1 protein-coding gene is annotated in these 1,595 nt (G+C 26.5%); it reads left to right on the forward strand.

What is annotated here, in order from left to right:
* Window positions 1–1,462 (forward strand): TIGR02281 family clan AA aspartic protease (locus tag HGB55_RS14865; protein ID WP_211047410.1); only part of this gene is annotated, 1,462 nt, incomplete at its 5' end.
* Between the last annotated feature and the right edge of the window lie 133 nt (window positions 1,463–1,595).

The following is a 1,595-nucleotide window of genomic DNA, read 5'->3' on the forward strand; positions in this document are numbered from 1 at the left end:
CCTAAACCGTTACCCATTATTAAAACGAAACTCACAACAAAAATTCAAAATGAGAAAATATCTGCTTCTAATTACCTTGTTTTCAATCTCAATTAACAATCTATTTTCACAAAAAGTAATTGAAATGAATTATGAAAATGGAATCTATACCATCCCTTGCAAAGTGAATGGAATACCAATGAAATTCATATTTGACACAGGAGCATCAGACGTGTCAATATCACTTACCGAAGCTAAATTTCTAATAAAACAGGGATTGCTGAATGATGAAGATGTAAAAGGAACCGTAAAATATAAAATTGCAAATGGAGAAATAGAAGAAGGAACTAAAATTATACTCAAAGAAATTAATATTGATGGATATATTTTAGAAAATGTTGAAGCAAGTATTGTTCACCAATTAAATGCACCTTTACTTTTAGGACAAAGTGCAATTTCAAAATTAGGAAGTTTTCAATTGGATGGTGATAAACTTATAATTAGAGAAAATAAAAATGATTATTATACTTTTCTAAATATCGATTTAACTAAAACTTATTCTGATTTCGGTTTCCTTCAAGAAGCTATTAATCAATTCGCTATTGATGGGTTTGTGCCAGTTGAAATGTCACAAGTAAGTACAGAGAAACATTTTTTAAGTCATTTAAAGTTAACTGAACGTGTAGTGTTTGACCTAAAAGGGCAAATCTCATTTATAATTTTGGCAGATAAGTTTGAAAATTTAATAGGTTTTCAAAAAGAAGAAACTGCAAAAAAGAAATTTGAGAATTTAGGTTCTGAAATCAAAAAAAAATATGGAGAACCCAATTCATCATCAAAAAGAGTTTCTGAATGGAAATCTTTACATTATGAAATATTATTATCATTAAGTACAGATAATGAAATTTTTTTAATGTATGTTCCAAAAGTAACATATAGAAATCCAATTAATAGTCATTCTAATAATGCTAAAAGCACAGAAGTTAAAAAAGAAAAACCTGAAAAAGAATTATCTAAAAAAGAATGGGAAGAGGAAATGGTAAAAACTAATAGAGAGTTTTTACTTTCTTCTATGAAATTCTTACTAAATAAAGGCAAATACGATGAAAGCACTTTTAAAGGTGGTGTTTTTAAAAGTGAAAATTTTACTGATGTTGTTTTTCCAAGAATAGAAAATAATGATTTGAATTTGTACATAGAAAGAGAATATAAAAATACTTCATCGTCTAAATATGTTTATGAAAAGGAAAACAATATAATTAACGATACATTTTATTATCTTTTTGAAAGATATATAGTGTCGAGTTCAAGTTCAATTGATTTAGTGAATATGTGCGAATTATCTAATATTAATTTTATTTTTGATTTTCATTATTCAAATGCAACAACTAGAAGTGTAGAGAGAAAAATAATTCTAAAAAGAAATAAATTGAATATTAAATTTCCATTTACCAAGAAAGAATTTTTTAAACGATTACAATAACAATGGGTAACAACGTGTATAATTCATTGCTAGTTATAGCTTACTTACGAAAGTCCTCGCGGACTTTCTATCTGTAATTTATTTGCTAACTTTAGTGCTTAAATCACGCAACGAAATCATACACAAACAAGTT

The organism is Lutibacter sp. B1, from assembly GCF_012524075.1.
Lineage (GTDB): Bacteria > Bacteroidota > Bacteroidia > Flavobacteriales > Flavobacteriaceae > Lutibacter.